General features: G+C 55.5%; 26 protein-coding genes and 1 pseudogene. 18 read left to right on the forward strand and 9 right to left on the reverse strand.

Annotated elements, in window-relative coordinates; translation table 11 throughout:
• Positions 1-140: 140 nt before the first annotated feature.
• Positions 141-929, forward strand: coding sequence for a phosphotransferase (locus NP534_RS08145; RefSeq protein WP_081007142.1), 789 nt, complete (start codon positions 141-143; stop codon positions 927-929).
• 476 nt (positions 930-1,405) lie between these two features.
• On the opposite strand, the gene NP534_RS08150 is transcribed toward NP534_RS08145, so the two are convergent.
• Positions 1,406-1,849, reverse strand: coding sequence for a GNAT family N-acetyltransferase (locus tag NP534_RS08150; protein WP_274098397.1), 444 nt, complete (start codon positions 1,847-1,849; stop codon positions 1,406-1,408).
• A 412-nt stretch (positions 1,850-2,261) separates the two neighbouring features.
• On the opposite strand from NP534_RS08150, the gene NP534_RS08155 reads away from it, so the two are divergent.
• The 5 genes from NP534_RS08155 to NP534_RS08175 all read left to right on the forward strand — a co-directional run bounded on the left by NP534_RS08155 (position 2,262) and on the right by NP534_RS08175 (position 6,744).
• Complete coding sequence (locus tag NP534_RS08155) at positions 2,262-3,056, forward strand: aminoglycoside phosphotransferase family protein (RefSeq protein WP_053152181.1); 795 nt, start codon at positions 2,262-2,264, stop codon at positions 3,054-3,056.
• Positions 3,057-3,457: 401 nt separating this feature from the next.
• Positions 3,458-4,597, forward strand: coding sequence for a PIN domain-containing protein (locus NP534_RS08160; protein ID WP_274098398.1), 1,140 nt, complete (start codon positions 3,458-3,460; stop codon positions 4,595-4,597).
• A gap of 242 nt (positions 4,598-4,839) precedes the next feature.
• Positions 4,840-5,205 (forward strand): helix-turn-helix domain-containing protein, encoded by a 366-nt coding sequence (locus tag NP534_RS08165; protein ID WP_274098399.1) that lies wholly within the window; start codon positions 4,840-4,842, stop codon positions 5,203-5,205.
• A gap of 6 nt (positions 5,206-5,211) precedes the next feature.
• On the forward strand, positions 5,212-5,487 hold the full coding sequence (locus tag NP534_RS08170) for a hypothetical protein (RefSeq protein ID WP_274098400.1): 276 nt from the start codon (positions 5,212-5,214) through the stop codon (positions 5,485-5,487).
• A 255-nt stretch (positions 5,488-5,742) separates the two neighbouring features.
• Positions 5,743-6,744, forward strand: coding sequence for a hypothetical protein (locus NP534_RS08175; protein WP_274098401.1), 1,002 nt, complete (start codon positions 5,743-5,745; stop codon positions 6,742-6,744).
• 169 nt (positions 6,745-6,913) lie between these two features.
• Here NP534_RS08175 and NP534_RS08180 read toward each other — a convergent pair whose 3' ends face one another.
• Entirely contained in the window at positions 6,914-7,708 is a 795-nt protein-coding gene (locus tag NP534_RS08180) for a DNA adenine methylase (RefSeq protein ID WP_274098402.1), read from the reverse strand.
• Between the two features lie 183 nt (positions 7,709-7,891).
• Between NP534_RS08180 and NP534_RS08185 the strand changes: the two genes are divergently transcribed.
• Positions 7,892-8,467 carry a hypothetical protein gene (locus NP534_RS08185; RefSeq protein ID WP_274098403.1) on the forward strand — a complete coding sequence of 192 codons (576 nt, stop codon included), beginning with the start codon at positions 7,892-7,894 and terminating at the stop codon, positions 8,465-8,467.
• Here the strand turns inward: NP534_RS08185 and NP534_RS08190 are convergent.
• The 3 genes and pseudogenes from NP534_RS08190 to NP534_RS08200 all read right to left on the reverse strand — a co-directional run.
• Positions 8,456-9,013, reverse strand: coding sequence for a lysis system i-spanin subunit Rz (locus tag NP534_RS08190; RefSeq protein WP_274098404.1), 558 nt, complete (start codon positions 9,011-9,013; stop codon positions 8,456-8,458). The two genes, NP534_RS08185 and NP534_RS08190, sit on opposite strands and share 12 nt — an antisense overlap.
• Entirely contained in the window at positions 9,013-9,582 is a 570-nt protein-coding gene (locus tag NP534_RS08195) for a glycoside hydrolase family 19 protein (protein ID WP_274098405.1), read from the reverse strand. Before NP534_RS08195 ends, NP534_RS08190 begins: the two co-directional genes overlap by 1 nt.
• Before the next feature lie 36 nt (positions 9,583-9,618).
• Positions 9,619-10,209: pseudogene (locus NP534_RS08200) on the reverse strand (phage late control D family protein); the annotation flags it as partial.
• Between NP534_RS08200 and NP534_RS08205 the strand changes: the two are divergent.
• From NP534_RS08205 to NP534_RS08235, 7 genes are all read left to right on the forward strand, one after another.
• Complete coding sequence (locus NP534_RS08205; protein ID WP_274098427.1) at positions 10,189-10,386, forward strand: pyocin activator PrtN family protein; 198 nt, start codon at positions 10,189-10,191, stop codon at positions 10,384-10,386. The pseudogene NP534_RS08200 and the gene NP534_RS08205 overlap by 21 nt on opposite strands.
• Positions 10,387-10,471: 85 nt before the next feature.
• Complete coding sequence (locus NP534_RS08210; RefSeq protein WP_274098406.1) at positions 10,472-10,969, forward strand: hypothetical protein; 498 nt, start codon at positions 10,472-10,474, stop codon at positions 10,967-10,969.
• Positions 10,966-11,349 carry a hypothetical protein gene (locus tag NP534_RS08215; protein WP_274098407.1) on the forward strand — a complete coding sequence of 128 codons (384 nt, stop codon included), beginning with the start codon at positions 10,966-10,968 and terminating at the stop codon, positions 11,347-11,349. Before NP534_RS08210 ends, NP534_RS08215 begins: the two co-directional genes overlap by 4 nt.
• Positions 11,346-11,609 carry a pyocin activator PrtN family protein gene (locus NP534_RS08220; protein ID WP_227696918.1) on the forward strand — a complete coding sequence of 88 codons (264 nt, stop codon included), beginning with the start codon at positions 11,346-11,348 and terminating at the stop codon, positions 11,607-11,609. Before NP534_RS08215 ends, NP534_RS08220 begins: the two co-directional genes overlap by 4 nt.
• A 432-nt stretch (positions 11,610-12,041) precedes the next feature.
• Positions 12,042-12,737 (forward strand): HNH endonuclease, encoded by a 696-nt coding sequence (locus NP534_RS08225; RefSeq protein ID WP_274098408.1) that lies wholly within the window; start codon positions 12,042-12,044, stop codon positions 12,735-12,737.
• 58 nt (positions 12,738-12,795) lie between these two features.
• On the forward strand, positions 12,796-13,413 hold the full coding sequence (locus tag NP534_RS08230) for a hypothetical protein (RefSeq protein WP_274098409.1): 618 nt from the start codon (positions 12,796-12,798) through the stop codon (positions 13,411-13,413).
• A gap of 1,444 nt (positions 13,414-14,857) precedes the next feature.
• The gene (locus tag NP534_RS08235) at positions 14,858-15,259 is read left to right on the forward strand and encodes a hypothetical protein (RefSeq protein WP_274098410.1); all 402 of its coding nucleotides are present in this window, start codon (positions 14,858-14,860) and stop codon (positions 15,257-15,259) included.
• A gap of 305 nt (positions 15,260-15,564) precedes the next feature.
• Here the strand turns inward: NP534_RS08235 and NP534_RS08240 are convergent, their stop codons facing one another.
• Positions 15,565-16,320, reverse strand: coding sequence for a hypothetical protein (locus NP534_RS08240; protein WP_274098411.1), 756 nt, complete (start codon positions 16,318-16,320; stop codon positions 15,565-15,567).
• Between the two features lie 279 nt (positions 16,321-16,599).
• On the reverse strand, positions 16,600-17,721 hold the full coding sequence (locus NP534_RS08245; protein ID WP_274098428.1) for a site-specific integrase: 1,122 nt from the start codon (positions 17,719-17,721) through the stop codon (positions 16,600-16,602).
• A gap of 102 nt (positions 17,722-17,823) precedes the next feature.
• Here NP534_RS08245 and dusA point away from each other — a divergent pair, with 102 nt between their 5' ends.
• The 4 genes from dusA (at position 17,824) to NP534_RS08265 (ending at position 22,246) form a co-directional block, all read left to right on the forward strand.
• The gene (gene dusA / locus NP534_RS08250) at positions 17,824-18,834 is read left to right on the forward strand and encodes a tRNA dihydrouridine(20/20a) synthase DusA (RefSeq protein WP_274098412.1); all 1,011 of its coding nucleotides are present in this window, start codon (positions 17,824-17,826) and stop codon (positions 18,832-18,834) included.
• 32 nt (positions 18,835-18,866) lie between these two features.
• Positions 18,867-19,088, forward strand: a complete 222-nt coding sequence (locus NP534_RS08255; RefSeq protein ID WP_274098413.1) for a hypothetical protein — start codon at positions 18,867-18,869, stop codon at positions 19,086-19,088.
• Positions 19,089-19,264: 176 nt separating this feature from the next.
• A complete protein-coding gene (tal, locus tag NP534_RS08260; protein ID WP_274098414.1) occupies positions 19,265-20,191 on the forward strand; it encodes a transaldolase in 927 nt (308 codons plus the stop codon).
• 189 nt (positions 20,192-20,380) lie between these two features.
• Entirely contained in the window at positions 20,381-22,246 is a 1,866-nt protein-coding gene (locus tag NP534_RS08265) for an alkaline phosphatase D family protein (protein WP_274098415.1), read from the forward strand.
• A 71-nt stretch (positions 22,247-22,317) separates the two neighbouring features.
• Here NP534_RS08265 and rssC read toward each other — a convergent pair whose 3' ends face one another.
• A complete protein-coding gene (rssC, locus tag NP534_RS08270) occupies positions 22,318-22,800 on the reverse strand; it encodes an anti-sigma factor antagonist RssC (RefSeq protein WP_016500715.1) in 483 nt (160 codons plus the stop codon).
• Complete coding sequence (gene rssB, locus NP534_RS08275) at positions 22,797-23,981, reverse strand: two-component system response regulator RssB (RefSeq protein ID WP_027596602.1); 1,185 nt, start codon at positions 23,979-23,981, stop codon at positions 22,797-22,799. Before rssB ends, rssC begins: the two co-directional genes overlap by 4 nt.
• Between the last annotated feature and the right edge of the window lie 183 nt (positions 23,982-24,164).

The raw sequence follows: 24,164 nt of genomic DNA on the forward strand, positions 1-24,164 counted from the left end.
TGCTCTTCCGATCTCAACGATGGACGTGTTATTACGGTTTTAACCACATCAACTGGCCAGAAGCCGAGATTACTCATTGGGTTAACCTGTCCAGTTTTTCGTAACCTGGACAGATGCTGTTAACTTAGAAGGTAAAAGTTTTGGACGAATTGGAGACTATTCTTCAGGGTGGGGGCAGATCTTTGGTAACGAAGAAGGGAGATGTTGTTTTCCGCGCACCTACTCCTTGGTCAATGACAACCGTTGCGCTGCTCGAGCATTTGGAGCGAGTCGGCTTCGAATACTCGCCAAGACTGGTAGGTACCGGCCTCGATTCCAAAGGACGGGAAATGGTTTCGTTTTTGGATGGTGATTTTGTCCATCCTAAGCCTTGGGAAGATGAAGCCCTACCGCTCCTGGGACGCATACTGAGAGAGTTGCACCTGGCGACTAATACTTTTGTACCTCCAGATAACGCTCAATGGCGTCCATGGTTTGGCCGCGGGTTGGGTACCCCTTCAGTAATAGGCCATTGCGATACGGGCCCTTGGAATATCGTATGTCGTAATCAGTTACCGTTTGCGCTCATTGATTGGGAAGAGGCTGGCCCCGTTGACCCATTGATCGAACTCGCACAAGCCTGCTGGCTAAACGCTCAGTTAGTAGATGACGACATCGCTGAAAAGCAGGGGCTGCCCTCGATTGAAGTCCGTGCTCATCAAATGCGGTTGCTACTCGATGGATATGGTGTCCCCCGTTCTCAACGCGCTGGTTTCATTGATAAAGTGAGGGACTTTGCCATTTTCAGTGCCGCGAACGAAGCAATTGCGGCGCGGGTGACGATGGATAGCCAAGAGATTGATCCGCTCTGGGGTATATCGTGGAGAGCGCGCAGTGCAGCCTGGATCATAAAACACCAAGCCACGCTCAATCGGGCAATCGTAAGATGATCTATCCCCGCTGATTTTTCCGCCGCCTCTTCCCATCAAAAGGCGGCCATACCCGGTTCTACAAAGGGGAGATTGAGCGCGAACTATATAGGTCTAACTAAGTTAGACTTTCCACAGTCGAGCGACTGCGTTGCAGAGAAACTGGGCTCGGATACGATATCCAGCACAATTAAAATACGGCACATGAATGCCTGGAGTGGACCAGCGACCACTTCGGGTCGGTTGCTGCCAATCATACGAAACTATCAGCCTTTTCGGTGATGGATTGGACGCACACACGCTGTAAGCCTTAATTTTAAAGGCCTCTGTTGATCATCATCAGACTGTGTACCAATTTTTTACCACTTCACCTGTTAGCGCCGAGCTGTAACCTACCACTTTTCGTTCAGAGGTCGACAGCGAAAGGTACGACTACACTTTGAGACCAGGCGCCACTACGAGACGCTGGTACGGAGGTCCATCCTCAGTACAACCATTTAAGAATACTCCGCTTTGACTTGACGAGGAAAATTTTTACTTCCTATCTCTGAAAAGCCCCACTTGAGATAGGCGTTTCTTGCATTTACTGCAGACGCCATTACATCCAGCCATACGTGCGTCAGCCCTAACTCTTTCGCGTGCTCGATTGCTGCAGACACAAGTCGAAACCCTAACCCCGACTTCTGACTGCCCGGTAGAAGATAGATCCTAGAAATCTCCGCTCCCCCGCATTCGTGCGTGATCGGGTTTCGAGAGTCAACCATCATGGTTAAGAATCCAACCACAACCCCAGCAACCTCGGCTACCCAAAGCCTTGATTCAGCTTGTCGCAGCAGCATCAAAAATGCTGACGTACTAAAGGTATCGAGTTGATGGGCTAAAGCTACGCAGTCATTCCATAGGTAATGATAGGACGCTGCATAAGCAGCAGGACCAATCACTCCTAACACCTCAGCATCGTCTACACATGCTCTGCGGATTTTTACCACTCCGTCCACACTTGGGCCTCGCGCAATTCCAATGGGTCACCCAAGAGTCTACCCGCTCAGATCTGCGTCTGCTTTGCTCGACTGCTGCCATGGATGCAGAAATTAGCCCCCAAATCCGTGATGGATTGGACCAATTAATGGCAGCCCCTTTAAAGCAAAAGGTTACAGAGCAACCACCGCCTTCTCTTACCAATTTTGAACCACCCCCTACTCGAGTTTTCATCCACGGTCAACGGACGTTGCGGCAGCTAACGACCCAAAGCGGCCGGTCGGAGAAGGCAGCAGCCCGCCAAAACCAGACGTTTAGTCTCACGTCTCAATCATTCATAATGCTGCTCCGGAAAGTGCGAAAGTTAATGAATTCATGTTTGATCAATACTTGAAACGATGGGAACTGACCATCGACGGTGATGCTTTCGCCTCGCTGAATGGACATCTACTGCCCGTTCGCCACCACGGCCTACCAGCCATGCTCAAAATTTCGCAAGCGCTGGAAGAGCGGGCAGGCAATCTGCTCATGGCTTGGTGGGACGGTGAAGGAGCAGCTCCAGTGCTGGCACATGACGGTGAGGCCTTACTCATGGAGCGTGCGAACGGCTCGGTCTCCCTGGCGCACATGGTGAGCTGCGGCCAGGACGACGAGGCTACTCGTATTATCTGTTCGGTGGTCCGCCGCCTCCACATACCAAGTACAAAACCGCTGCCTGCTTTGGTCCCCCTGGTTAACCGGTTCGAAGCCTTATGGAGCGCAGCGGCAACGCACAGAGGAGTCTTTGAACAGTGTGCAGAAACCGCCCGCCAACTTTTAGGCGCACCTCGCGAAGTCACGGTACTGCATGGCGACATCCATCACGGAAATGTCTTGGACTTTGGCGCCAAGGGATGGCTCGCTATCGATCCTAAGGGACTGTACGGTGAGCGCGGCTTCGATTACGCGAATATTTTCTGCAATCCGGATAGCAAAAGCGCTTTGGCTCCAGGGTGTTTCGAGCGCCGTATAGGGGTCGTGGCACACGCCTCCGAAATTGATCGCCACAGGTTGTTGCAGTGGGTGCTCGCATGGGCGGGGTTGTCAGCAGCCTGGATGCTCGAGGACGACATTGAGCCGGATGCCCCCCTTGAGGTGGCGAAGCTTGCAGCGTTGGCGCTCGGTTTGTGAGTTTTACGGTAGGGCGAGGCCAGAATACTTTTCTGTCAACCTTGGGTTGCGATAGCTAATGGTCTCGATAGACTACTTTTGGCCGAATGCTGCCTTTAGCCACTGTCAGCTCTGGGTCGGAAGTGGATCTTCCCACAAGCAACCCCCTGCCTCATATCCTCGCACCAGAATCGAGAATGGACAGTGGCTAAGCTCCATGTGATGGATTGGGCATAGTTTCCCCCAACGCCGCGAATTTCAAGACCTCTATGCCATAGCATTGAGCCCTGTACCAATTCTGTACCATCCTCAACGTTTGAGAGCCTTTCTCTCACACGATCTCTCTTGTCGTCACGGACGATTACCTTTTAAGCTCAACACTCGCCATGTCGGCTCACCATCTTGCTGAAGGACCATCTCAGATGCCGGCTTTACAGGTATTCATTGATACTAACATCCTACTGAACTTCTATGAATTTTCAGACGACAAACTCGAAATACTCGACGAACTCACTGAGCTTGTCTCTCCTGATGCGATAACACTCCATTTGCCAAAGCAAGTCGAGAACGAACTTAAGCGCAACAGAGAGTCAAAACTTCAATTCGCAATAAACAACTTCAATAACGCTCAACTCCCGACAGGCGTCCCGCATCATATGCGCGGCACAGAAGCTGCTCGACAGTATGACGAAGCGATAAAAAGTGCAAAACAAGCAAAAAAACTCTTGATAGCCAACGCTGCATCTCTTGCATTGAGCAACCAGCTAGAAGTTGACACAAAAATAACGAAGCTATTTGAAAGAGCCACTCGCCATCCCGAAGACGATGAACTGTACAATCAGGCCATTGTTAGAATGCACAAAGGCAACCCCCCAGGCAAGGCGGGAAATATCGGGGACCGCTATATCTGGGAGACACTTCTCGCCCGCACCCCAAACGAAGACTTATTCATAATCTCAAAAGACGGAGATTATGCTTCACCTTTGACAACAGACAAAACTATACGCCCCTTATCGTTTCTTTCCGATGAGTGGAGTGAGACGAAAAATCAAGGGAAGTTGACGGTATTCAAAACTATAAGTGAAGTTGTTGAATATTACAAAAACCTTCAGTCTCAACCCGAAAACATTGAAGAGCCGCAGGCTGAGGTACAAGAGCCTGCGGCGGAAGCCGCTGAGCCACCACCAGCCCACGAAGAGCCAGCTCCAGAGGTAGATACTGATAATCCGCTCCCGCCACCTGCAGCCCCCCAGCTTCCACGCGAACCAGTAGATGAGGCGATATCGGAATTAGAAGGAAGCGGAAGCTTTTCTACTACTCACTGGGCGGTAGCAAATGCCACGCGCTATCTAGATCAGTTGACAAAAGACGATGCGGAACGGTTGTTCCAAGCAGCAATTGATAACAATCAAATTCGGTGGATCATTTCGGACGACGACGTTAACGCCTTCTATTTGTCGCTTGTTAACAAATGGGTAACCGAGATCAGCCCTGATATTGCGGATTCAGTCATTGATATCCTAGGCTTGACACCAGATCCTACTGATCAAGAACCGGCCTAAGGAGAGCTTACGCTCTTTACACACACCAATTGTGCTGCAGTAGACCCCAAAAAAGGCGCCCAATCCCCGTAGCACAGGGACTTGGGCGCCTTTTCACATTCAGGCACTACGGTTTGCACTGGCATAGATTGGCATGAAATGGCGTGCGGTTTGCCCCATTTCTGCCCCATTGTGTCGTAGCCTTTGCCAAGATATTCGCCTCGCCTATACTGTCTGGATATACAGCATAGGACGGTATTGCCATGACCTCCCACGATCTTGATCAGTACCCGCTTCGCCTCAACTTGGACGAGGAACAGACCGAAGTAATCGCGTGGCTTATGGATTACTTGCCACTCAGTTTTAGGGACGTTCATTGCGCCCCTGCCCGTAATCTACTGGGCTGGAAGATCGGCGATCTCAGCTCAGCATCCGGCGTTACCCCTCAAGCCATCCAGCGGCTTGAGAACGGTGCACAACTCAACCCAGTCAGCATGCAGGCGCTGGCATTTGCTCTTGAGGCTGAAGGCTTGGTGTTTTTCCCCGGCCACCCGCCACTCAAGGGTGAGAACTGTCGCGGGGCGACGAAAGACCCGCGCAGCCGCGACGACCACCACCAACTTGAGTAGCCAGTCATGACCCAGCGCTACTGCTTCCGTAGCGGCAAACTGGCACCCGGCCTATTGCTACCACCGGATATTCAGATGCGCCTTAACCTGGTTCTCGCATCGATCGAAGCTGCCAGTAGCCCTGTTAATTGCCTGATCGCACAGGCCAACGCCCAGGGCGTTTGTCTCGGCTTGGACATGGGACGCGTACTGGCTCGTCCCGACATCGAGCGCATCGAGATCCTTGTCGACAACATCGCAAGCCAGCGATTGGCCGAGCTGGCTAGCGACACGCAACCGTGACCAAGCCGGCTGCTCCCCAGCTAAGCTGCAGGTAATAATCATGCGCTCCAAGTAGCCGGGTACAACAACCACTCCAATCTCCCATGTTTGCCATGAAATCCCGACTCATAATTTTCGACTGGCAAACACTCGCCTAACATGGACCTTCAGCAACCGTCTTTTTTGGACTATGCTAGCTTTGCATGCCAAGGCTGCCGCACTGCCGCACGCAATTAACAAGTCACATAATTTACCGTCGACTTCTGGAGCACTAGAATGGGGCAAGTAAAAATTGAAATACCCAGAGACACAACCGTAAAACGCTATTTGTCCTTTCAAAACTTTGAACGCCTAATAAAGAATCAATCCCTCTACTTCTCAAGATTCGACAAATTCGAGGATCATCTGGAAGGCGGCATCAACAGACGAAACTACCACAATATCAGCAATTCCCTATCTATTTTCGATTTAGCCATGCAAAGATGGCCAAGCGTCTCCCCTCGCACCGAAGAAGAAACACAAGCTCTAAGAAAGTCTGAAACTGAAATTTTTGAGAACACCTTTCCTTCTATTCTTGGAACTCAAAAAAAATTAGATGGCGACGCATTCTTAAAAAACATTAGCTCATGGCTTTATGCAAATTGCTGGACAGACTTAGGGCACGAATGCCAAGCAATGTGGCAACTTTATGGAAGCTCCGGCAGCAACTGCCGCCATGACAAAGGTTGCCAGGAATGCGCAGAAACCATAGGAAACTCAGTCTGCATCGAAACCACTGCAGGTGCAATCGTAGACAATCTAGAGTTACCCGAGGGATACAACCTCACAATTCGAAAAGTCGAATACATCGACCATCGAACCTCGCACTTCCATGAAGATGACTTGGTGATGCGCCCATACTTTTCTAAAGCGCTACATTTCAGTTACGAAAACGAGGTTCGCTTTATGCTTTGGCCGGAGAGCAACGACATTAAGTTCTCCCATAAACACGACCAAAGCACGATAAACAACCAAGACAATCAACAACTCAAACTCAAAGACCTCAATAGCTTTATTCATAGAGTCATTTTGGCACCCCCACCTCCCAGTAAAATTTACAAAACGCGGAGCTTACACATGGAGCGCTTTGGCACCGAACTAGGTCTAGAGGATGAGCTTTCAAATAAAAACCTTAAAACCAAAGTCGAAGCCCTATTTAGAGCGAACAACTTGAACATTAACATCACCGAATCCGACCTTATCCAAATATCCCCCAAAGACTGCTATACACTTGGATAACAACAATCAACCACCAATGCCTGTAACCCTTGGTGCTTAGCCCTAGGATGTAGGCAGCGTTGCTGAAATCGGCTAGATACTGCAGCCTCTGGAAGTGCTAACAAAAATGAACGGAGCCATATCAACGCGCTAGTTACACTGCTTACGGCCCCGTCGGTTGCATCAATGGTTAGAACAAGCCGCCCAGCGCAGCTGGCCGCCAGTTCATGATCACAAGTTCGCCCGTCACCTCAGCCCTGCACTGCCGCTGGTTTGTGTTGGTGTAGCGGATATCCAGATACTCGAAGTGGAAGCCTTCGAAGACGCGCCGGATGTCCGGGTGGTCATTGATGCTGACCATCACCTTGCCCTTGCACCGGCGCATGAAGTCAGCCATGCGCTCGTACTCCTCGAAGGGGAAGTCGACGCCGTAGCCGGCGGTCTGCCAATACGGCGGGTCCATGTAGAAGAAGGTATGCGCTCGATCATAGCGCTCGGCGCAGGCGAGCCAGGACAAATTCTCAACATAGGTACCAGCCAGGCGTTGCCACGCGGCGGATAAATTCTCCTCGATTCGCAGCAGGTTGATGGCCGGCCCTGTGGTCGCGGTACCAAACGTCTGCCCGGTGACCTTGCCGCCGAAGGCATGCTGCTGCAGGTAGAAGAACCGAGCGGCGCGCTGGATATCGGTTAGCGTTTCAGGGCGCGTCATCTTCTGCCACTCGAAGATCTGGCGGGAGCTGAGGGCCCACTTAAACTGGCGCACAAACTCCTCCAGGTGGTTCTGCACAACGCGATAAAGGGTGACCAGGTCACCGTTGAGATCGTTCAGCACCTCCACCGGGGCGGGCTGGGGACGCATGAAGAACAACGCGGCACCACCGGCGAAGACTTCGACATAGCATTCGTGAGGGGGAAAGAGAGGGATCAAGCGGTCGGCTAGGCGGCGTTTGCCACCCATCCAGGGAATGATAGGAGAGCTCATAGGTATGCAAGTCTTTACTGTATAGATGAACAGGTGATAGGCTCGCCGGGCTTTGTGCACAAGGCAGGAGCCACGGCTGGACTTGCAGGAAAGGTCTGCGGGTTCGGTGGACCTGGGCGGATGTTGGCGCATCCAACCAGGCCCGCTCCTTTTCATTTTTTTAGCGAAGATTGGGGAGTTTTGATGAGTGCTAAAGAATTCGCTAAGCAACTCAAAGTCGAAATCGAAAACTTCGCAGCGCAGGGCCAAGACTCTGTCAGCATAGAGACCCTCACGTCAGGCCTTGATAAGTTTATCAACAGTGCAAGTGAGGAAAGTGAAAGCATTCTGATAGAGCGTCTTAAGGCGTATCTCCAGTCTGAAGTTGAGAAAGAGAAGTACAACCACTCCGCCGACCTGGAAATGTTCAAGTCTGTAATTCAGACAGGCCAGAATGCCCTCCGGGCGATTGTCCTCTTGAATGGAGGCGCAGCAGTAGCCTTGCTAGCTTTCATCGGAAAACTCGCGGATGTCAGCCGACTCAACATTCCTCTATTTGCAGCACCGCTGACTATATTTGTAGTCGGAGCTTTCCTATCAACCATATCGTCGGGCCTGACTTACCTCACTCAATTGCTTTATTCTGAAGAGGGAAAATGGCGAACCCGTGCTGGCGTTTCATTGCAAATCGCCTCAGTACTTCTCGGTTTGACGTCGTTGTGTTTATTTGGGTACGGAACTTATCGCGCCTATGAAGCGTTCATAGCCTTAGGGACTTGAAATCGCCTTAACGTAGGCTTGGCATGCAGTCAATGCTAGAAGTCCCCGGTCGCCGTCGTCTGTGATGGCGATAATTCGTTGAGCATGCGCTGGGTCAAGTTGGGCGCGTACGGCGCCATGTACCAGGCCTCCGGTGCCGGCGGTTTCTCGCACCCCACCGTCACAACCCTGGGCGGCGAAGGCTCCGGCGTCGACAAGGACTGACAACCGCAGATCAGCGGTAGCAAGCCGGTCACGCAGGCGAGCTTGAGTTTTTTGAGCATCGTTCATTTCCTGCCAATGTGTTTTGCCCTGCTCCTGCAGGCGAACCTCCAGGGCTTGGCGCTGGGTCTGCTGCTTCGCCAACTGATCCAGGGCTGCAGCTGCAGCCTCTTCACGCTCGCGATGATAGGTTTGCTCCTTGTCGGCCAACTGCCGAACGTAACCAGCGGCCTGGTCAGCAAGCTGCCGCCCATACTCGCTGGCCTGCCACACCCAGGCGCCACGGCCGCCGGCATAGAGCCCGACCGCAGCGGCCAACAAGGCGATACGCCAATTCAGCGACATTACTGCAGCACCTCAAGCGCTCGCTTATAGAGCGCCTGGCGATCATTCAACCCATTCAGGCCCCCATTGATGCGGCGGGTGATCGACTCGAAAACCGAGTCATCGGCCTGCAGCACCTTGTCAGCCAGGGTGTTAAGCCCCGCCCGCTGCCAGAACCAGCCGGCCGACAGCGAGGCGTAGACGGGCTGCTCGAGCAGGTCGGGGGTGTTGAGCAAGCGACTGTCACCGAACAGCGCTTCGCTGCAGGCCTCGTAGTTGTCGCGGCCTGTGATCTGGATAAGCCCACGGCCACGGTACCGCTGACCATCGCCATCAGCCGCCGGGGTGTTGCCGAGGCACTGCGCCAGGCGCCCCGTGTCGTACTTGGCCAGGTAGGCATCGTTACCGAGCTCACGCACATACAGCAGCTGCCCAGACTCATGGCCGACCTGGGCAAGGAATGCCGCCATGCGCTTGGGGGTGATGATCGAGTACTTGCCCATCGTGGCGTTGAGGCCCGGAATGAAAACGCCGGCTTTGCGGCCGGCGTTGGGGAGGATTTGTTGCAGTTGTTGAACCGAGATAGCCATTGCGTTCTCCAGTGATAGCCGCGTGCGGCCGTGGGGTTACAGCTGCTCAACCCTGAGCGGCTTTTGTTCTTTCTTCTTCTTGCCCGAGGCCTTGGCCTTGCCCTTCTTGCCGCCGTTGCACTCGACCGTCGTCGTCCACCCGGATTGGGTAAACACCTGCTCGACGGCATCCACCAGGTACTCGCCATCGAGCCCGACCTTGAAGCCCTGGGCGTTGATCGAGCACTCGGCAAACAGGTCGGTACGCCCGGCCATCTCCAGACGCACGGCAGCGGTGCTGCGGTTGAACGCGGCCAGCCGCGCCTTGGCGGCCTGCTCGGCGGCGGTCTTGTTGGGGTAGATATGGCGGTCGGTGTGGACCGGAGGCAGACCATCGGGCGACTCGCCGTTGTCCAGCTGCACCACCTTCAAGGCACCGGTTTTCTGGTCCTGATGCTGGGTCTTCACAGCCTTTTGCGTGCTGCGATCTCCTAGACGGAACTGGTACCGGGCGACGTCCGTCTTGTTGATGGTCACGACCAGCAGCGACTTGCCGGTTGTGGTCTTGCCACCCTGCCGAGGCATGACCAGCAGCTTGCCCTCGGCCACCTTGGCGGTGCTGTCGTACTGCCGGGCCAGGCGCGTGAGCACTACTTCTCCCACATCGGTACTGACCGCCGCTTCAGGGAGCTGATCAATAAAGGCCGGATCAAGCTGAGTCTCAAAAAGCTGCACAACTCAGCAAAGGCACAACACGTGATCTACCTCCACGACCTCGCTGACTACCTCGACAGCCAGGCGGAAGAAGCGAAGCAGACGGCTTAAACCAGACGGCCCCGGTCTACAGGGGCAACCAGCTCGCCGTCGACCTCTCACTTACACCGATGGCGGGCAGTTCGGAGCACAGCACATGCAACCCTTCCAATACGCACTCAGCGCCGGGATCGTCTTACTCTTCATCTTGGCGATCCTGCCCTACTTGCTCGCTGGAGCCCGTCGCCGGGCACGTGAAGAAGGCAAGGAAATTGGCTTGGCGGAACGCAATGCCACGCATGCCCAGCGCATCAAAACGCTTAACGAAGAACTGGCGGAACTCGCCGTACAACGCGAAGCCGACCAGCGCAAGCACCTCAAGACCACGGCAAACCTCAAGCTCACCATCAGCGAGCTCGAGGAGCGAATCATGTCCTACACTGGCATGCCGGTGACCAGGGCCGATTACGAGCTGCTGACGAAGGTCGGCGAAACACTGCAGCTCGCTCATCGCACCATGAAAGCCTTGAAGTCGGATCAACAGGCGAGCCTGGCCACAGCACAGGCGCTCTGTGTTGATTCGCTCGCCAAGCGCATTCACGCCCAGTTGCGCGGCACCCCAGCCACGGCACCGACTGCGGAGGCTGCAGCATGACCACCGTTATCCAACGAAGCTGCCTCGTTGATGGCCGCATAACCACGCACAAGCATCTCTGGGAAACAGTGGACCCTTACGACGGCGGTTATCACATCTGCAAGAAGTGCAAACTCGGCTCTCAAGGCGAGCGCCTTGCGACACCTTGCCCCGTATCCGACGCCGAGTATCACGCCGTCGCGTGGCTCGGCCAGGCCGGGCTGTACCGAACTCGGTTTGAGGCAGTGCGCAACTTCGAGCAGTCCGTAGCGCCGGTTACCGCCGACGAATTGTTCAACCTTGCCAGCAAACAGGCGCGAAGCCAGTTCAATGAGGGTCGGCAATCCGCTCGCCCCAGCAACGCAGAGACAAATTCGCAGGAACAGGAGGGTCACGCGTGAACACAGCCTTTGTTTTGATGGCGCAGTACAACGGCATGGCGATTATCTCGCTCGACCAGGTATGCGCTGACTACTTCACGCACCTCACGCCGCTCGTATTCCAACGCAAGGTGCTGGCGGGGGAAATCAAGCTGCCCATCACCCGACTAGAACCAAGCCAGAAAAGCGCCCGAGGCATACACATTGCCGATCTGGCTCTCTACCTGGACCAGCAGCGGGATGCTGCGCGCAAAGAGTGTGCGCAATTGAATAGGAGGTGACGCGCAGACTGATACGGAGATTTCATCGCACTTGATCAGTGTCAGCCGTCCGCCCGGAACAAACCGCTACATCCCACCCTTCCGCCCAGTCGAATTCACCTTGGCCACCTTGCGTCGATGGCCGCCTACGATCGGCGGCTATCGACCCATAGCGGACTCTTGCAAAGGGCAGTAATCGTCCAAAAGCGGTACTACCAATGCTCCGTAGAGTTTCCTTGTTCCGGGCGCAATATCATCCCATCGACAATGCGACGGAAAAACTCATCGCAGTCCTCTGTCGACGCGAGCCCCTTCGCAGAGGGGGCCTGCGGCCTCACTAGTGTTTGTATTATTGATCGCTTATATTTGTTCGCTTGTGTGATTTTCGGAACCACTCGCGCGCCGCGGATCCACTGGCTATTTAGACCGGCATCAAATCTAAAGGATGGCATCGTGGCGTGTTCTCGCGGCAAAGCAGCACCGGATAAGCTGACAGAAAAAAGGCTCTTTGCTTCGTCTGCTGGCTACTGCCAGCGGCCAGGGTGCACCACCCCCTTGTTTCGAGATACCGGAACCAAGGTAATCCACCTCGCTGAAATGGCCCACATTTTTGCGGCCAATAACGATGGGCCGCGTGCAAACCCTGCTATGTCAGCAGAAGAGCGCGGAGCCTTTGAAAATCTAATTCTGCTGTGCCCTACATGTCATACGATGATCGACAAAGCACCGCAAGATTTCCCAGATGGCACGGTCATTGGGTGGAAGCAGCAGCACGAACGAAAGCTCGCGCAGCTTTTTGGAGCCCAAAAGTTTTCGACACGAGAGGAAACCTTTTTGGCAATCAGGCCACTGATGCTTCAGAATCGGATGATCCATCAGCAACTGAATCCTGAGTTGGAGTATCGCTACAATCCTGAGGCGGAAGAGGCGTCCCAATGGAAGCTAAAAATGGTCGAGCAGATCATACCTAATTCTCGTCGCGTCCTTAGCATCCTCGATGCGAATACCCGACTTATGACTGAGGAAGAGGAAGTTACACTGGAGTTGTTCAGGCAGCATGTTTATGACCTTGAAGCTCGACATATTGCCAAAATCCCTGCCGGAGCCCAGAGTCGGTTTCCGATCAAAATGAACGAGATGATGAGATAAGACGATGGCACGGAGCCCTCAGGACAACACAAATTTTGCCAGCAGCATGATTGCCAGAATGACTGAAGTTGTACAACGAGTGGAGACCGTCACTCCATATTCGTTCCTAGTGCACACGGAAAAATTCCCCCCTGTGCGGGTAGGTGTACTCTCGATAAACAAGGTTGAAGCATCAGATATCCAAAGATTGCTCGATGCAGATCCAAGAGTCGAGTTCATAGCGAATATTCCGAAGGTCGGAGTATGGCAAGGCTCAGCAATCCACCTTCTGCAAGATAAGGGAGTTGCTTTTGGCCCTGTGAAACACTTGATGGGCGCCATCAGTGGCCGACGAGATGAGGAGCCTCTCAATGACTATGAGCACGCAGAAACTAAATACTTCAAGACGATACTGTCCCAGCACAAAAATTTGCATAAATTGGTGCGTATTACTGACTTGATTTATGAGTTCCACCGCAAAAACGGCGAGCCCCTTCTGATTGCCGGTTTGAATGATTATGAACTGACAGGTGTCATGATTCGAGCGGCAGTTGCTCAGCACGGTCAAGTCTCGATAATTTTTGCGACCAACCCCAATGGCGGGCCTACACCCGAAGCGTACGACGCCGCAAAATCCATGGGCATTGAGTTGTACGATCAGAGGAATGATTTCTACCGCAGGCTACACACTCCATGAGTGTTGCACAGTTGCTGCAATGCCTCACGAAGGTTATAGATCTGACCGAATCATCCGTCTCTAATGCAAGATGGTTCGGCTTCGGGTCATTTTTTTTGAGCACAAAACACTTCAGCGATGTCGATCTGTTAGTCGTGTGCGAGACGCAGGAGGACGGCATTTTGATTTATCAAATGTGTCGTGAACTTTGGACCGAATGGCCAGTCGACCTCCTGATAATGACTCAGACCGAAGAAGCCGATACTTCGTTCATCGTCAGGTGGGGCTGTATCCCCCTACTTGGGGGGATTCCGCATTGGCGGACGAGCCAAGGTGCGACTTCCCCTGATGAAAACTGTTGAGGGACAATCTCTTGCACCGAACCTATGGCACCTTAAACGCCTGCGTTGAATCGCTGCCTGATCGAAACGACAGGCAGCTCTGGGTTGAAAGCCGTCACTCACTAACGTTTAAGCCAGGCAGCGCCTGTCAGAGACTTCAAGCCGGTATCGAATCCCTTAGTTGCATTTGGTAGAATTCCCCAATGGCCACTGCTCTTTCTTGGGACTGTACAAATAACTTCAAAAAATTTTGAATTTTCACTTTTCCTTACCATGCGCGCCCAATTGTTCTCGAGAACCCCGCAGTGTGCGGCATGTATTGCAGTTCAATGGCAGGACAAGATCCTCTGATTCACTTTCGGAAAATTTAATAACACACAAACCTAAATCCCTTAGCGCATCGCTACCAATGACACCCCGGATATCCGACAGCATTTTCGCATCAAGGAGAAGTTTATCAGTGATTTCCTCCGCGTCGAACCGTCTCAAGCCACGAACCTTGCGTATCGCCACATTGCAACTCCAACACACATCTTCCGCGTATAGCAAGGTAAATTGCTCTTTTCCATCTTGGCCGCCCAGATAGCACGAAACTCACGAGCTTCGGTAGCGGCACCTCAAATTTCTTAATCATTGGTATAGATATATCGCTGATCATTTCAAGCTCGAAGGCTGAAAGAATAAAAGAAGGTTCGAGCCTGCTTCGATTGAGTCTAGACGCCAACCATAGCGATTTAACGCCTGACTCGATATACATGCGCTGATGCCTATTGAACTCTTCAGGGGGCTGCCCAGACAGGTGCACTTCAATCACCCTTGCTTCGTCATCTCTATTTCAATAGACATCCGCGACCTACTGAGACCCGGATGGGGCGGTTCCGCGAAATTCCGTGATTGCACGCCAGCCCACATCAATTGAAATCGGGTAACGCTGCCCGAGTGCGCCATCCGCTCACCCTTGTAAGTCGCGACCATCCTCTATCGGCCGGTCACGGACGTCGGCAAGGGATTCATTCAGCACCAACGTAGTTTCCTGGACTATGGAGCCTGCACTGGCCTACTATCTCAGTCTGCGTCTTTGGCAGGCCACTAGCCTAATCAAAAATTGATGTTAGAGAAAACTCATGAAAAAAAGGACTTTTGACTTTTACAGGTTGTTGCACGAGATCGAGTTTGAGATAGGAAGCGAATGCTACAATGGCAATATTCAGAACTTCGGGCCTGGTGGGTCTTGGGAGGGGGAAGGTAGAGATTTTCGCTACCCAGTTCGTTTCACCAATGCTGAAGGCGAGCGCGAGAAATACAGAGGAAAGCTCCCGTTCACGATGAGCTCTAGCGGGGAAATAGCATACTGCATTCTCGGCGAAAATCGTTTTAGTTCTGCTCACTATGCTTTTGGGGCGAATGAGCTTTACATTATGCGAGGAATCAAACACGCTCTTGAAAAGTTAGAGTCACGATTCGGCATAGACTTTGATGAGCTATTGAAGCAGGAAAAGACCTCCGAGAAAGGGGGGACAAATTAGATTGTTTGTAGCAAATCTTGCTGCAGGCGTTAAGTTGGTTTTTGTACAGAAGTCGATTCCTGCTTTTGTGGCTGCCTGTGTTCCTAGCTGGAGATCGCGAAAAACTTTAATTCAACCCGGGGTGGCTGAAACTGGCCGTTTGCCACCCTCTACCAACGGCGGCTACGGGTCGAAAGCGGACGGTCGCGAGCGGCCGCAATCGACCCAAAGCGGCCGGTGGCGGCGAGCAAAGAACGGCCAAAGCCGACTAATCGTGGCATCTACCAAATCAGCGAAAAGTCATCTTGTTGGCAAGCGAGGTCAAGTTAACGCTCATAAATTGGCCTAGGATCTGTATGCTCTAGACGGCGGTTCTGTGCAATAGATGCAATCCTGCCACTTAGTATAATTAGCAGCCTGGTGCAAGCTTGCGAGTAATAGTGTTTCGCATCAAAGGTGTAATTGTCGTTAAAGGTCTTTCGGTAAAGGTCTTTACATTTGTCGTGCAAGGAGGTGTCTGCGAGTGAAATTCCTAGCTTGTGTGCAAAGCTGTTCCGAATTGCTCGCACTACCTCAATTGCTTGTAGTTCATCTTTCGAAATAAGACCGAGTGAGAAAGCTGCCTTCGTTCGAGCTGAAAAGGCAAAGAGCGGTCCGCTGCCTCCACGAAGCATGTCCTTCGTAATGGTGCTTTCAACGAGAAATTGCTCTAGTAGCCGACATAGCATTTCATCCACCATTGACGCCCAGACGAGAACAAGCCCTCTCTCAGTACCGCTGGCGTTCTCGCGATTGGCCTCTTCGAGAAACTCATGGATATCGTGCCACCCGACAGGTAAGGCTGGCGGATGTAATTCTTCATGTACTAGTGACGGTGCGTCGAGTTTCGCCGGAGCTACATTGCCGAACTCACCGGATACGCATCGCTCGAATATTTCTCTCCCGTGGGGTTCTGAGTCTAACGGGGAGGCCGTAAAAGGCACTTCTTGCCCGAGGTGCTCAAAGAAGACCTGGCAATTGATAGAGGAGCATTCGCTGCTGGACCAGTGCGGTTCACGCACATCGCGGTAGTTGATTTTCATTGTCATCTCATTCTGGTAATTAGTATGGCCGCCGTAAAGCACGCGGATATTCTAGTTCATCCCATGACTGCATTTGGCCACTTCTGCCGGTGCTGACCGGCAGCTTTGGGTCGAAAGCGGCCACTCCTAACATATGGCCCGACCCAAGGGGGTGTTAGGCGCAGGGCAGATCATGGCCGCTGGCTGCCAATCAAACCATCCAATGGACTGATCAGGTCGATGCAACCGACCAGTCACGACGAGTACAAGTGATGGTCAATTCTGCGCATCCCCAACCAACTACTCAACTCGGGCGCCGAGGGTGACTGGGGCCTGGATAATCCGGTCTAACCAAGTCCATTCCATATATCGATCGCCACGCCCCCTCAGATGGGTATAACGCCGTAGCGAGTTCCAGTCACGATGGCCGGAAACACTCGATACGCGCGGGATATCCCAATCCATTTCGAACAACCGGCTCACACCTTCGTGGCGCAGATCGTGAAAATGCAGGTCCTCAACGCCAACCATCTTGCACGCCCTGGACCAGGCCGTGCCGATTGAGTCGGTGTTGTAAGGGAAGATCTCAGCGCACTGACGCGGCATGCTTTGCACGATCGCCCACGCCTCATCCGGCAGATGGCACCAAACATCGTTGCCGATCTTCTGACCAGGGTTCTTCATGTCCCGCACCTTCACCGCTTGGCGGTGCTCATCCAGATCCTCCCACATGATGCGAGCGATCTCGTCCATACGACGCGTAGAAAAGATGGCAAACGCCACGACCTTCGGCATGTGAATGACAGTCGGACGTCGTGCAAGCATCTCGAAAAAGTGCTCAAGCACCTTGTCGAGTTCTTCAAGGGTTGGCCTGCGATCCCGCTCCCGGCTCTTCATGTTGTAGCCGAGGCGTTTCAGGACAAGGCGTGCGTCGGGCATAGCTTGGGGGTTGATCTCGTACTCCCACGCTGCCCTAGCAAGCGACAACACTGAACCCAGGTGAGCCAGGTCGTTGCCAGCTGTCTGCGGTTTGATGCCACCGCCTGCGGGGCTCATACGCCATAGGGCATAGTCCACCAGCACCTGCTGGCTGATGTCGGAATCGACCATCTCACCCAGGTAGCTGTTCTTGATGGCGTTCAACGTGCGTCGCTTGGTCTCGCCCAGAGGCCGGGCTTTCTCTGCCTCGACCAGGTAACGGTCGATCATATGTTTGACCGTGTGCCCTACCCGGTTGGCGCGCTCGATAGCACCAGGCTCAGACAGCTCGGTTTCCCGTCGCTTCGCCCAGGCCACTGCAGCCTGTTTGCGGGCGAACGTTTGGCTCTCTTGGTAGACTGTCACCTTGTCGCGATTAATGCGGATCTGGACGAGGTAGCTGCTGCTGCCATCGGCCTTTTTACGCGTTCTGATCGTTGCCATCTGAGATTGGTACACGTCGTCTGTCGGTTGGTACATTGTACCAAGCGCTTGGTAAAAACGCCCCAAAACCCCCGAAAATTGGTACAAAACACGTTGAACGAAATGACCGCAAAATCAGGCTACAAGCCAAAAACCACGCGCCCTGAGCCGTCACGCCGCTTCAGCGTTGCACCCATGATGGATTGGACAGACCGCCACTGCCGCTTCTTCCTGCGCCTGCTCTCCAAGCACACCTTGCTCTACACCGAAATGGTCACCACCGGCGCCCTGCTGCACAACGACGCCCACCGTTTCCTGCGTCACGACGTGTCCGAGCACCCGCTGGCCCTGCAACTGGGTGGCAGCGTGCCGGCTGACCTGGCGGCCTGCGCGCGCCTGGCCGAAGAGGCCGGCTACGACGAGGTCAACCTCAACGTCGGCTGCCCGAGCGACCGGGTGCAGAACAACATGATCGGCGCCTGCCTGATGGCCCACCCGGCGCTGGTGGCCGATTGCGTGAAGGCCATGCGGGATGCGGTTTCGACGCCGGTGACGGTGAAGCACCGCATCGGCATCAATGGCCGTGACAGCTATGCCGAGCTGTGCGACTTCGTCGGCCAGGTGCGTGAGGCCGGGTGCCGGAGTTTTACCGTGCATGCGCGAATTGCGATTCTTGAGGGGCTGTCGCCCAAGGAGAACCGTGAGGTGCCGCCGTTGCGCTATGACGTGGCGGCGCAGTTGAAGGCGGACTTCCCGGACCTGGAATTTGTGCTCAACGGGGGAATCAAGACCTTGGCGCAATGCCAGGCGCACCTTGAGACGTTCGACGGGGTGATGCTGGGGCGTGAGGCGTACCACAACCCTTACCTGCTGGCCGACGTGGACCAGCAATTGTTTGGCAGCGAGGCGCCGGTGGTCAGCCGCAGCGAGGCGTTGGCACTGCTGCGGCCTTATATCGTGGCGCATATGGAAAGTGGTGGGGCAATGCATCACATCACCCGGCATATTCTGGGGCTGGCCCAGGGGTTCAAGGGCGCGCGGCGGTTCCGGCAGTTGCTGTCGGCGGATATTCACAAGGCGGCGGAGCCGTTGGCGGTGTTTGATCAAGCGGCGGAACTGATGGAGGGGCGTTGAAAAGGCGCACTCGCTCACAGAGCACCTGGGGCGTGGCACTGGCGATTTTTGTTCCGGTCGCCATCATCCTGTTGGTGGCCTCGCAGTACCCGACCATGATCGAGCGCAGGGTTGAAGCGAGGAAGGCGCAGGCGCGGGCGGCACAGCCAGCACCGCGCCCTGCGGGGACCACGCTGGAAATCATCATGCCAGACGGCAAACGGCTCCAGGAAGGGGAATCCGGCACCTTGGGCGAAGCGCTGAAAAGCAGATAGTCCAGCAGACTTGGGAACCTCGCGGCGGGAGGGGACTCGAATGATCACCTTTCGCAGCCCTTTCCGACCGGCCCGATGCCCCGGCAAGGCCGCTTTGCACGCCCGGCTTCGACGGGCCTTGAGCGGCCGCCGGGGCTCGGGTAATGTCGAGTCATTGCACAGGACAGAGCACGCCCATGACCTCCAAGCTGGAACAACTCAAACAGTTCACCACCGTGGTCGCAGACACCGGGGACCTGGACGCCATCACCCGTCTGAAACCGGTCGATGCCACCACCAACCCGTCGCTGCTGCTCAAGGCGGCTGCCATGCCCGGCTATACCGAACTGCTCAAGCAGGTGAAGGGCGATGCCAATGGCGATGTGGATCTGGCCTGCGACAAGTTCGCGGTGGCGGTGGGTTCGGGCATACTGAAGGCCATCCCTGGGCGAATCTCCACCGAAGTGGATGCCCGCCTGTCGTTCGATGAACCGGCCCTGCTGGCCAAGGCCCGCCAGTTGATCGCGCTGTACGACAAAGCTGGGGTCGGCAAAGACCGCGTGCTGATCAAGCTGGCCTCCACGTGGGAAGGCATCCGCGCCGCCGAGAAGCTGGAGAAGGAAGGCATCCAGACCAACCTCACCCTGCTGTTCTCCTTCGCCCAGGCTCAGGCCTGCGCCGATGCCGGGGTGTTCCTGATTTCGCCGTTCGTGGGCCGTATCTACGACTGGTACAAGAAAAGCACCGGCAAGGAGTACGTGGGCGCCGAGGACCCGGGCGTGCAATCGGTCACGCGCATCTACGACTACTACAAGACCAATGGCTACGACACCGTGGTCATGGGCGCCAGCTTCCGCAACATCGGCCAGATCGAGCAGCTGGCAGGCTGTGATCGCCTGACCATCAGCCCCGAGCTGCTGCAGCAACTGAGCGAAGATCAGGGCGAGCTGCCGCGCGTGCTCAAACCGGGCAACGCTGGCGAGGCCAAGCAGGTATTGAGCGAAAGCCAGTTCCGCTGGGCGATGAACGAAGATGCCATGGGCACCGAGAAGCTGGCCGAGGGTATTCGCCAGTTCGCCCGCGATCAGGAGAAGCTGGAGAAACTTATGGCTGAAAAAGCCTGATACATATTAGGTTTGCCTGACGGGCGGGAAATGTTCAGCATTTTCCGCCCGTTTTTGGTTTGGCGCTGAACAGCGCCAGGCTTCAGAGGTATTTTGAATTCGATGGCCTATTCGCGGGCAAGCCCGCTGCCACCGGTGCAGTGCTGTCGCTGCACGCGTGGATGGGCTGTCTAGCCAACAGAGCTGTTGATGACCTCATCCCTACCCCTCGTTCTTGCCGGCCCGGTACTGCGCCGGCTAGAGCCCCAGCGTCTGGCCATCTGGCTGGTCGCCACGCAACCCTTGCAACCCGAATTCACCCTGGACGGCGCAGCGTGTACAGCCAACGCCACTTGCCAAGTTATCCCGATAGGCCAGCACGCGTTTATCCACTTGCTGGATATCCACTTCGCCCAGCCCCTCCCTTGCAACCAGGCGCTGGGCTACGACCTGCGCATCGATGGCCAGGGCATCGCCGAGTGGGCACCCCACCTGCTCTACCCAGGCTGCCAGCGCCCAAGCTTTGTGCTGCGGGACCGCCTCGACCATTTATTGCATGGTTCTTGTCGCAAGCCGCACCACCCTGCCGCGGATGGCCTGCTCTGCGCCGACCGTTTGCTGGCACAGTGCGAACAGCCCGAACAGCGCCCTGCCGTGCTACTGATGAGCGGTGACCAGGTGTATGCCGACGATGTTGCCGGCCCCATGCTGCGGGCCATCCATAGCCTGATCGAGCGCCTGAGGCTGTTCGACGAACAGCTCGATGGCGCGGTGGTGGCCGACAGCACAGCGCTGTACCAGCATCCGGCAAGCTATTACCACCGTGCGGACCTGCTGCCGGCCCAAGAACAGAACGAAAGCTTGCGTGAGCGCTTTTTCGGCGGCAAACGCAAGCCGATCTTCTCGTCCAGCAACGCCGACAACCACCTGGTTACCTTCGCTGAAGTCATGGCCATGTACCTGCTGGTGTGGTCACCCGAGCCCTGGCGCCTGGTGAACCTGGACATGCCCCCTGGGCTCACTGAGGAGCGCCAGGCGCGGTATCGGCAAGAGCTGCCACTGATCGAGGTCTTCGCCAGCAACCTGGGCCAGGTGGCACGGGTAATGGCCCACCTGCCGTGCCTGATGATCTTCGATGACCACGACATCACCGACGACTGGAACCTCTCGGCACAGTGGGAAGAAACCGCCTATGGCCACCCCTTCTCACGGCGCATCATCGGCAACGCGTTGCTGGGCTACTTGCTGTGCCAGGCCTGGGGCAACGACCCCGATGGCTGCGCGGGGCTGGTAGAGCGCTGCCAGGTGCTGACAGGTACAACGCTGGACAGCCAGGCACAGGACGAACTGATCGGCCAAGCGTTGAAGTTCCAGGGTTGGCAGTACAGCTTGCCCAGCAACCCGCCGTTGCTGGTGCTCGACACCCGCACCCGCCGCTGGCGCAGCGAAAGCAGCCTGGCCAAGCCATCCGGCCTACTCGACTGGGAAGCGCTGAGCGAGCTGCAGCAGGCGCTGCTCGATCATCCGTCGGCGATTATCGTGTCACCCGCGCCGATCTTCGGGGTAAAACTGATCGAAACCGTGCAGAAGGTGTTTAGCTGGCTGGGCTACCCGTTGCTGGTGGATGCCGAGAACTGGATGGCCCACCGCGGCGCCGCGCAGGTAATTCTGAATATCTTCCGCCATTCGCGCACGCCGGGGCATTACGTGGTGCTCTCCGGTGATGTGCACTATTCGTTCGTGTATGAAGTACTGATTCGCCATCGCCAGCGCAGCCCGCACTTGTGGCAGATCACCAGCAGCGGCATCAAGAACGAGTTCCCCAGGCGCCTGCTCGATGTGCTCGACCGGCTGAACCGTTGGCTGTATTCACCACGCTCGCCGCTCAACTGGTTTACCAAGCGGCGGGAGATGGAGGTGGTGCCGCGTACGCCCAGCCATAGCAAGGCGGGGGAACGGCTGTGGAATGGTGCGGGGTTGGGGCAGGTGTTCTTTGATGAGCAAGGGCGCCCGGCGCGGGTGTTTCAGCTGGATGCCGGTGGGCGGGAAGTGACAGAGTTCGTCGTGCCGGAATGAGCGATGGTTTTAACCTTTACCGGCCACTTCACGAGGCAAGCCCGCTGCCATGGGCCGGTAAAGGCAATGAATCAGGTACGCTCTAGCGCATTTACCAGGTCATGGAAGGCTTCGCGGTTGGAGTCATTGAGCCCCATGAGAATCTTGTGCGCCTCCAGCACCTTGGACCGCACCACCTCTTCGTTCTGGTCCTGCGACGGCAGGTCGGTCAGGCACTCCGGGCACGGTATCGGACGATCGACGATGTTGAACACCTGATCGAAGCCCATCGACTGCAGCAACCGGGAAATATCCGGGTTGGTGGTGACCACGGTCGGCAGCAGCCCAACCTTCTGGCGCGACAGGATCGACAACTTGGCCAGCAAGCCCAAAGTGGTGCTGTCGATGCTCTCGGTTTCAGTCAAGTCGATGACGATGGCCGAGAAATTCAGCGCAGTGAAGATCTTTTCGATCGTCGCATCCAGCGCCGAACACAAGGTCAGGCGCACTTCACCGACGAATTTCAGTACAAAGGTACCGCTTTGCTCGGCGAACTGAATTCTACCGGTACTCATTGAAGGTTCCTGCTCAACACCAATAGGGCGATATCATCCGGCATCTCCCCAAGCGTAGCCAATCCAAATCGTTGGCGCAGCCCATCCAGGCTGCCACCCGCTGCCTTGACGATTTCTGGCAAGGCGGCTTCTTTATCTTTGAGCGTGTCACCCGGCAAAAGGTCCAGAATGCCATCGGACATCAAGCTGAGGCTGAACACAGGCGGCAGCTCCACCACCAGGTCCTGGTAACTGGCCTCGTCGAACAACCCCACCGGCAGGCCGCGGCCTTCCAGGTAGCGGGTATTGCCCGGGGTGTACAGCACCGGCAGCGGCAAGTGGCCGCCCACGGCATAGGTCAACAGGCCGGTGTCTTCGTCGATGACACCGCCGACCATGGTCACATGCTTGCCCAGCTTGCAGTTGATCAGCCCGCGGTTGATGTGGCTGAGCACTTGCGAAGGCTTGAACTCGCGCATCTTGCTGCCGCGCTTGAATTCGAACAACAGGCGCGTGGTCATGAACTTGAGCAGCACCGTGACGAAGGCCGACGACGCGCCATGCCCGGAGACATCAGCGAGGTAGAAGGCGATGCGTCGGTCATCCACACGGAAGTAGTCGGCGAAGTCACCCGACAGGTACAGCGACGGGATGATCTGGTGCTCGAACGCGAACTCGCCGGCTACCCAGGGGCTTTCCGGCAGCATGTTCATCTGCACCTGCCGACCGGCGGTCTGGTCCTCCTGCAGCAGGTGCAGGCTGGCTTCGAGCTCACGGTTGGCCGCTTCGAGCTTGTCGCGGTAGCGCTGGTTTTCCAGCACCAGGCGCGAACGGTCGAGCGCCCGGCGCACCGAATGCTCGAGCACGGCAAGGTCTTCCAGCGGCTTGATCAGGTAGTCGGCAGCGCCCAGGCGCAAGGCCTCGACCGCATCGCTCATGACACCGGCACCGGACACCACGATCACCGGCAATTGCGGCGCTCGCTCGCTGATCTGGCGGATCAGTTCGAGCCCGCCCATCTGCGGCATGCGCAGATCGCAGATCACGAGGTCGGGCTGGTGTTCTTCGAAGACCTGAAGCCCCTGCTGGCCATTACCGGCCTGGAGGACGCTGAAACCACTGTCTTCAAGATAGGCGGCGAGGCTCGCACGGACCACGTCGTCGTCATCGATGATCAACAGCGTTGCACTGGTTTTCTGCATGTGGGCGAACGGCGCCGATTTGGGTTGGTGCAGCGGTGTCGGCAAAGCTGACGGCCGGCTACGGGAATACTCTGTGGTAACACTCTACTTGAGTTGTAGGACAAGAAGACCCGCCCGGCAACTATCAGCACTACCCTGTAAGGCGCAGACGGTACTCCCATCCGCCAGGCGTTTCAAGCGTAC

Origin of the sequence: Pseudomonas sp. 39004 (assembly GCF_028682155.1) — a bacterium.
GTDB classification, from domain to species: Bacteria; Pseudomonadota; Gammaproteobacteria; order Pseudomonadales; family Pseudomonadaceae; genus Aquipseudomonas; species Aquipseudomonas capeferrum.

Bases quoted from the DNA above. Each gene is read 5' to 3' on its own strand.
- NP534_RS08190 (WP_274098404.1), bottom strand. From the start codon at position 9,013: ATGTCGCTGAATTGGCGTATCGCCTTGTTGGCCGCTGCGGTCGGGCTC.
- NP534_RS08160 (WP_274098398.1), top strand. From the start codon at position 3,458: ATGCCGGCTTTACAGGTATTCATTGATACTAACATCCTACTGAACTTC.
- NP534_RS08230 (WP_274098409.1), top strand. From the start codon at position 12,796: ATGACTGAAGTTGTACAACGAGTGGAGACCGTCACTCCATATTCGTTC.
- NP534_RS08245 (WP_274098428.1), bottom strand. From the start codon at position 17,721: ATGGCAACGATCAGAACGCGTAAAAAGGCCGATGGCAGCAGCAGCTAC.
- rssB (WP_027596602.1), bottom strand. From the start codon at position 23,981: ATGCAGAAAACCAGTGCAACGCTGTTGATCATCGATGACGACGACGTG.
- dusA (WP_274098412.1), top strand. From the start codon at position 17,824: ATGACCGCAAAATCAGGCTACAAGCCAAAAACCACGCGCCCTGAGCCG.
- NP534_RS08240 (WP_274098411.1), bottom strand. From the start codon at position 16,320: ATGAAAATCAACTACCGCGATGTGCGTGAACCGCACTGGTCCAGCAGC.
- NP534_RS08165 (WP_274098399.1), top strand. From the start codon at position 4,840: ATGACCTCCCACGATCTTGATCAGTACCCGCTTCGCCTCAACTTGGAC.
- NP534_RS08210 (WP_274098406.1), top strand. From the start codon at position 10,472: ATGCAACCCTTCCAATACGCACTCAGCGCCGGGATCGTCTTACTCTTC.
- rssC (WP_016500715.1), bottom strand. From the start codon at position 22,800: ATGAGTACCGGTAGAATTCAGTTCGCCGAGCAAAGCGGTACCTTTGTA.
- NP534_RS08195 (WP_274098405.1), bottom strand. From the start codon at position 9,582: ATGGCTATCTCGGTTCAACAACTGCAACAAATCCTCCCCAACGCCGGC.
- NP534_RS08235 (WP_274098410.1), top strand. From the start codon at position 14,858: ATGAAAAAAAGGACTTTTGACTTTTACAGGTTGTTGCACGAGATCGAG.
- NP534_RS08215 (WP_274098407.1), top strand. From the start codon at position 10,966: ATGACCACCGTTATCCAACGAAGCTGCCTCGTTGATGGCCGCATAACC.
- NP534_RS08170 (WP_274098400.1), top strand. From the start codon at position 5,212: ATGACCCAGCGCTACTGCTTCCGTAGCGGCAAACTGGCACCCGGCCTA.
- NP534_RS08180 (WP_274098402.1), bottom strand. From the start codon at position 7,708: ATGAGCTCTCCTATCATTCCCTGGATGGGTGGCAAACGCCGCCTAGCC.
- NP534_RS08265 (WP_274098415.1), top strand. From the start codon at position 20,381: ATGACCTCATCCCTACCCCTCGTTCTTGCCGGCCCGGTACTGCGCCGG.
- NP534_RS08185 (WP_274098403.1), top strand. From the start codon at position 7,892: ATGAGTGCTAAAGAATTCGCTAAGCAACTCAAAGTCGAAATCGAAAAC.
- NP534_RS08155 (WP_053152181.1), top strand. From the start codon at position 2,262: ATGTTTGATCAATACTTGAAACGATGGGAACTGACCATCGACGGTGAT.
- tal (WP_274098414.1), top strand. From the start codon at position 19,265: ATGACCTCCAAGCTGGAACAACTCAAACAGTTCACCACCGTGGTCGCA.
- NP534_RS08175 (WP_274098401.1), top strand. From the start codon at position 5,743: ATGGGGCAAGTAAAAATTGAAATACCCAGAGACACAACCGTAAAACGC.